Genomic DNA, 7067 nt, shown 5'->3' on the forward strand with positions numbered 1-7067 from the left:
TCGGTGACGGGACTGAACGGCGAACAGTACGGGGGGATCGTCTGGGCGGGGAGTCGGCGCACCGACCTTCCCCTGCTCGAACGCGAGGCGGAACAAGCACAGTTGAAGGACGTGGTGGCCTCCCTCGGCGAAGGCCGCCCGGCCGTCGTCTCGGTGACCGGCCGCCCCGGCTTCGGCCACAACGCCCTGCTGCGCTGGACCGCCCGGCTCGCCGAGGAGCGCTCGGTACGCGTCCTGCGCGCCAGCGGATCCCTGACCGAACGCGACCTGCGACACGGAGCCGTGCTCCAACTCCTCTCCCCGTTGGGGGAGGTGGCCGAACGCCCGCTGAGGGTGCTGCGCGAGCACCACGAGCCGGACGGCCTGCCGGGCCTCCTCGAACTCCTGCACACCGTCCGCCGGACACCCACACTCGTCACCGTCGAGGACGCGCAGTGGCTGGACCCGGCCTCCCTGCACTGGCTACAAGCCCTGGTGCGTCGCCTGTCCACGGGACTCCCGCTCGCGCTGCTCATCGGCCGCACCGGCGTGGACCCGCACGGCCCCGACTGGCTGGCCGACACCGCCCCCTCCGCACAGCTGACCCGCCACCTCACCGTCCACGGACTGAGCCCCCGCGCGGTCGCCACCCTCGCCGAAATGATCTTCGGCGTCGCCTGCGACGAGACGTTCGCCGCCGCGGCCGTCCAGGCGGCCTACGGCAACCCCGCCGTACTGCACGCGGCACTGCACTGCCTCGCCGACGCCGGCCACCGCCCCACCGCCGACGTCGTTCCACAGCTGCGCACCGTGATCACCGGCATCATCGGCGACCGCGCCGGGCGCGCCCTGCGGGGGCTGACCGACGAGTCCACCGCCGTCCTGCGCGCGCTGGCCGTCGCCGGCGACCTGCTGGACTTCACCCTGATCTGCAACCTGGCCGGGCTGCGCAGCGTACGCGAAACCCGGCTGCGCTCGGCGCTGGAAACCGCCGGCTTCACCGTCCCCGACGGCGCCTACGAACGCATCCGCCTGCCCGTCGTCCGGGCCCGCATCCTGGAGGACACGCCCGCCGCCGAACGCGGCCGCCTGTATGCCGGCGCCGCCCGCCTCGCCTACCGGGCCGGCGCCGCCGACGAGGACATCGCCGGCCTCCTCCTCCACGCACCCCCCATCGGCGAGTCCTGGGCGGTCCACGCGCTGCAGGGCGGCTTCGACGCCGCCGTGCGCCGCAGCGACGACATCACCCGCTCCCTTCCCCATGCACCCTCCGGCGGCGAGCCCTGGGGCGTGCACGCACTGCGGGGCAGCTTCGGCACCGCCGTGCGCCGCAGCGAGTTCGCCCGGGCCGCCGCCTGCCTCAACCGCGCCCTCGACGAGCCCCAACACCCCGTGCGGCGCGCACAGATCAGCCTCGACCTGGCCAGCGCCGAGGCCGCGTCCGCCCCCGTGGCGAGCGACCGTCGGCTCGCCGCCGTCGTGAACAGCCCGGGCGAGGGCGAGCCCTGGTCCCACGTGCGGTTACAGGCACTGGACATGGGCCTGGCCCGCGGGGACGACTCCTGGGGCCGCCGCGTCGCCACCCAGGCCCTGGCCAGCGCCCAGGGCAGCGAACGCGACGACCTGATCGCGCTGTACTGGTACGCCGCCCAGTCCCGGCCCGAGGCCACCGACATCTCCACCAACGGCGTCCCCGCCCTGCCCGAACACCCCCTCGCCCCCGCCCAGGCAGGCATCCGTGCCGCCCAGCTCACCGCACGCGGCCAGCACCGCGAACAGGCCGCACAACTGGCCCGCCGTGCCCTGGAAGCAGGCCCCGCCGCACCCGTCATGCCCCGCCTGGAAGCCGCCAGAGCACTGTGGCTCACCGACGCCGCCGGCGAAGCCGAGGAACACCTCGACGCCATCGTCGCCGAACTGGGCCGCCGCCACCGCCGTCCCGCGCTCGCCCGCGCCCTGGCCCTGAGCGCCGGACTGCACCTGCGCGGCGGCCGCCTGGACGCCGCCGAACACGCCGCGGACGCCGCCGAACGGGTACTGCCCGCCGCAGCCTGGCACCCCCTCGCCGCCCCGCACCTCCTGGCCATCCGCAGCATCATCGCCGTGGAGACCCACCAACACGACGTGGCCCGTGCCCTGACCGGCGCCCCCATACCGCCCGGCGCCGAATCCAGCGTCCACTGGCCCCTGCTCCTGCACGCCCGCGCCCGGGTGGCCGCCGACGAAGGACGCTGGGCCGAGGCCGTCGAGCTGTTCAAGGAGGGCGGACGCTGGCTGCTGCGCAGGCAGTGGGTCAACCCCGCCGTGCTGCCCTGGCGTTCGCTGGCCGCCAGAGTCCTGATCACGCTCGGCGACCGGGAACAGGCCCGGCGCCTGATCGACGAGGAACTCACCCTCGCCCGCCGCTGGGGCGCCCCCAGCGCAGTGGGCCTGGCCCATCTCTGCGCCGGATCCCTCGACGCCCCCGGACCGGCCGCCGGTTCCGGCGGATCCACCGGCATCGCGCGCTGGCCCAACCAACTGGCCTACGCCTGGGGCCTGGCCGACCTCGCCACGGAGGAGGCCACCAAGGGCGACCACACCATCGCCGCCCGGCTGCTGACCGAACTGTCCGGCCACCGCGTCACCCGCACCTCCAGCCGCCTGGCCGAACGCGCACGGTGGCTGGCCACCCGGCTGGAACAGACCGCCACCCCCAACGAGTTCACCTCCTCCAAGGAGTGGGCCGCCCTCACACCCGCCGAGCGGCAGACCGCCGAACTGGCCGGCCGCGGCCTGGGCAACCGCGAGATCGCCGAGCAGCTCTCGGTGAGCCGACGCACCGTCGAACTACGGCTGAGCAGTACGTACAAAAAACTGGGCATCACCTCACGCGAGGAACTTCTCGCACGGAGCAGGCCCACGGAAAGGACATGACCGATGCTGTACGAGCGGGAATCCGAACTGGCACGCATCGACGCCGCAGTGCGTCAGGCGCAGGCGGGCAGACCCTCCGTACTCCTCCTGACCGGGCCCCTGGGCATCGGCCGGTCCACGCTCCTCCAGGAGGCCGGCGCCTCGCCGCCGGGCGACTTACGCGTGTTACGGGCCAACGCCGCCCCCATGGAGCAGGACTTCGCCTTCGGCATCGTCCATCAACTCCTCGGCCCCCTCCTGGGCGACGCCCCCTTCGCCCCCGGCGACCACGACACCGACGGCGCCCAGGCGGTCCCGGCCGGCGGCCTCCCCACCCTCGGCGACCACGACGCCCCCGTCTCCGAAGCCGTGCTGCACGGCCTGCGGTCGCTGCTGGCCGACGTCTGCGCAACCACCCCCGTACTCCTCCTCATCGACGATCTGCAGTGGGTGGACCTGCCCTCCCTGCGCTGGCTCGCCTACCTGGTCCGCCGCGCACACGGGATGCGCCTCGCCCTCGTGTGCACCCTGCGGGACGGCGACCCGCGGGCCCAGCACCCGCTCGTCGGCGACCTCGCCGACGCCGGAGAGGTCCTGCGTCCCGCCCCGCTCTCGCTCGACGGCACCCGAGCCCTGATCCGGCACCACCTGGGCGAACCCGCCGAGGACCGCTACGCCCAGGCTTGCCACGACACCTGCGCCGGCAACCCGCTCTTCCTCCGGTCCGTCCTGCGCGAACAGGCCCTCGACGGCCACCGGCCCACCGCCGACCAGGCCGACCGGGCCCGCACCTCGCGCCCCGCCCAGCTCCGCGATCGGCTGGCCGGCTGCCTCCACACCCAGCCCGGCCCCGTACGCGACGTGGCCGCGGCCATCGCCGCGTTCGGCGACCACGGCGAGCCCGACCTCATCCAACGCCATGCGCGACTGGACACCATCAGCTATCAGCGCGCCCTGCGGGCCCTGCGCCTCCTCGGCCTGCTCGCCCCCCACGACACGCCGCGCTTCCTCCACCGCGTCGTGGGCGACGCCGTCGAATCCACCCTCACCATCGCCGAATGCGAACGCTCCCGGGACGCGGCGGCCGAAATCCTCCACCAGGCCGGCCGCCCGGCCGAGCATGTCGCAGAGCTGCTGATGACCGTCACCGCCACCCACCGCCCATGGGCCAGCGGGGTCCTGCGGACGGCAGCGGAAGCCGCACTGCGCTGCGGTGCGCCGGACGCCGCCGCCCGCTACCTGCGGCGCGCGCTGCTGGAGAGCAGCGTGGGCGACAGCGAACGCGCACGCCTGCTGATCGACCTGGCCAAAGCCGAACGCGGCAGCGACCCCGTCGCCTGCGAACGCCACATCAGCCAGGCCGTCCGCCTGCTGTCGTCGGCCACCGACCGGGCCGTCGCCACCTTGCTGATCCCGCCCAGCTTCCTCGGCGAGGCAACCTCCTCCATGGTGGACCTGCTGCGCGAAGTCTCCGAGGACTTCGCGCCCACGGCGCCGCACCAGGGGAGTCCCCGCGAGATCGCCCTGCGCCTGGAGGCGCGTCTGTGGCACGCCGGGCACGAGAACCCGGCGGAGCTGACCGGCGCGGTGGCACGCCTGCGCTCACTGGGCACCACACCCCCCTTGGAGAGCAGTGGCGCCCGCGAACTGGCAGCCGTACTGATCAACGCGGGGGTCCTCTCAAGCGCCCTGCCGGCACCGGACATCGCAGCCCTGGCCGAACAGATCCTGGAGCGCGAGCCGGTGACCTCGGCGCGTGCCCGCACCGCACTGCCGCTGGTCGTGCTGGCCCTGTACGCCGCCGACGCGGTGGAAGGCATCAAGGTGTCCTGCGAGTCGCACACCGACCCGCTGCACGCGGGGGTGCACGCCGAGAACGCCCTGCTCCAGCTCGCCCGCGGGCACCTGACCCAGGCCCACGAACTGGCCGACCGGGCCGCCGCACTGGCCGACGCGGACTGGCGCGAGCCGACCGCGGTCATCCGGGCCGCGGTGGCCATGGAATCCGGCAACGTCCAGCTGGTCGAACGCCTCCTGAAGGACTCCGGGAAGCGCTGGCCGGCCAGCCTCGCCACGACGGTCATGCGGCAACTGCTCGGGGCCTCGCTCGACACCCGCCGTGGCCACGATGCCGACGCCCTCAAATCCCTCCTGGCCTGCGGCCGGCAGCTGGAAGCGGCCGGCTGGCGCAACTCCGTCCTCTTCCCCTGGCGGCCCCGCGCCATCGTCCTCCACCACCACCTGGGTGAGGCCCGGCCGGCCATGGCGCTGGCCGACGAGGAACTGGCCTGGGCGCGACGGTGGGCGGCGCCCGCCGCTCTGGGCCGCGCACTGCGCCTGAACGCCCTCCTGCCCGGCGGAGGGGGCGTCTCCGCACTGCGCGAGTCCGCCGAGGTCCTGCGCGCGTCCTCCAACACGCTCGAACTGTCCCGCACCTTGCTCCAGTTGGGCCGCACGTTGGAAGGCGGCAAGGAGGCGCAGACGGTGCTGCGCGAAGCCGTTGACCTCACCACCGCCTGCGGCGCACCCTGGTTGACCGAACGCGCCCGTGCGGCCCTGGGAGCCGCCGCTCCCAGTCAGGAGGCTCCGCTCACCCGTGGTGAGCGCCAGGTCGTCTCGTTGGTGCGCCGCGGCCTGACCAATCAGGAGATCGGCGAGGAACTGGGCGTGAGCACCCGTGCGGTGGAGAAGCGTCTGACGTCGTGCTACCGCAAGTTGGGCGTCGCGGGGCGACGCGAGCTGCTGGAGCGGGCGGAGCGGGCGCAGGGCGATTGCGTCGCGCTGAGCAAGCCGTGACGAAAGCCGCTCACGGCCAGGGGATACCGGCGGTAATCGGTTCGGGTGTTCGGGGGGCCGAAAGATCGCGGCGGGACCGTACCGTGCGGAGTGTCCGACCGCAGGATTAGGGGTGGGGGGCGGGTGAGCGTTGACGCTCGTCCGGATCGATCCTTAGTGTCGATTGTGCAGGGGAGTTCGGAATTCCTGCTCGGCGGATGCCGGGCCATCGGATCCCCTGGCCTACTTGATTCTCTGGATTTCCCCTTCTCGTTCGATCTCTCCTGATTCCTGGTGTGCAAGCGGGGGTTGGAAAGGATGTCGGTCCCTTGAGGATTTCTGCTCTGGTGGACTCTCTGCAGCTGTCGACAGACCACAGTGCGGCCGGTACGGCCGGTACCGCGGTCCGGGGGGAGGAGCGGCCGAGCGTGTGCATATCCGTACTGGACCCAGCGCTGACGATCCGTCAGGCCAATCAAGACTTCTTCCACCAATTCGCGACCCCCGCCGAGGATTCCGCGGACGTGCTCGCCCCACTGCCCTCCGATTCCTCGACGACGGCACCCGACGTCTTCGGGCGCAATTTCCGCGAGCTGGTGCACCCCAGCGTGCGGCAGCCGCTCATGCGGCAGTTCGAGCGGCTGCTGGAGGGGCGCCGGGACCGGTTCGCCACGCAGGTGGTGGCGCTGCGGCCGACCGGCGACGTGTTCAACGGCAGCCTCACGGCCGCCGCCGTGCGCGGCTACGGCCCCGACCCCACCGCGGTTCTCGTGGTGATGCGGTCGGGCGAGAGCGCTGAGGACGATGCGGTGGTGGCACCGCGAAGGAAACTTCTCAGCGAGATCGACGCACGAATTCTGGAAGGAATCGCGGCGGGCCTGTCCACGATTCCGCTGGCGTCCCGGCTGTATCTCAGCCAGCACGGTGTGGAGTATCACGTCACCGGACTGCTGCGGAAACTGAAGGCCCCGAACCGCGCGGCCCTGGTCTCCCGCGCCTATGCGATGGGCGTGTTGACGGTGGGGACCTGGCCGCCCCGTGTCGTGGACGACTTCATCAAGTAGTACCCCGCTCCGCATTCTGAGGGTTCGCCGTGCGGACGCGGGCCGAGGTCCGGCTTCGGGACCTGGCCCGTGCGGAAGGCGAGCCGAGTAGGTACCAGGCGCCGGGAGTGCCGCCGAGGATCCGCGGCACCCCGGCCCGTCCGTGTGCGGCGGGGCCGGGGCCCTGCCGACTCTACGGAATTCCATGGCCACCCCCATAGAGACTGGGTGCGTGGCGTGCGGGAAGTCGAGCTGCCTTGTGCAGGGCACGCAGAAAACTCAGTCGCAGTGGAACAGCCGTCCCCCAGTGCCGGATGCCCACATCGAAATCCTCTGCTGCCCGACGGTCTTGAGATGGGTTGGAACGTGGCGAAC

The 7067-nt window shown here is 72.7% G+C and carries 3 protein-coding genes; all 3 read left to right on the plus strand.

Annotated features, from left to right (window positions below):
• Positions 1-3: 3 nt before the first annotated feature.
• The 3 genes from MOV08_RS42705 (at position 4) to MOV08_RS42715 (ending at position 6713) form a co-directional block, all read left to right on the plus strand.
• The gene (locus tag MOV08_RS42705) at positions 4-2895 is read left to right on the plus strand and encodes an AAA family ATPase (protein WP_275311538.1); all 2892 of its coding nucleotides are present in this window, start codon (positions 4-6) and stop codon (positions 2893-2895) included.
• Positions 2896-2898: 3 nt separating this feature from the next.
• A complete protein-coding gene (locus MOV08_RS42710; protein WP_275311539.1) occupies positions 2899-5670 on the plus strand; it encodes an ATP-binding protein in 2772 nt (923 codons plus the stop codon).
• A 326-nt stretch (positions 5671-5996) separates the two neighbouring features.
• Positions 5997-6713: a LuxR C-terminal-related transcriptional regulator gene (locus MOV08_RS42715; RefSeq protein ID WP_420834265.1), complete on the plus strand. Its 717-nt coding sequence runs from the start codon at positions 5997-5999 to the stop codon at positions 6711-6713.
• Positions 6714-7067 lie beyond the last annotated feature (354 nt).

The sequence above is a fragment of the Streptomyces yunnanensis genome, from assembly GCF_029011865.1.
Lineage (GTDB): Bacteria > Actinomycetota > Actinomycetes > Streptomycetales > Streptomycetaceae > Streptomyces > Streptomyces yunnanensis.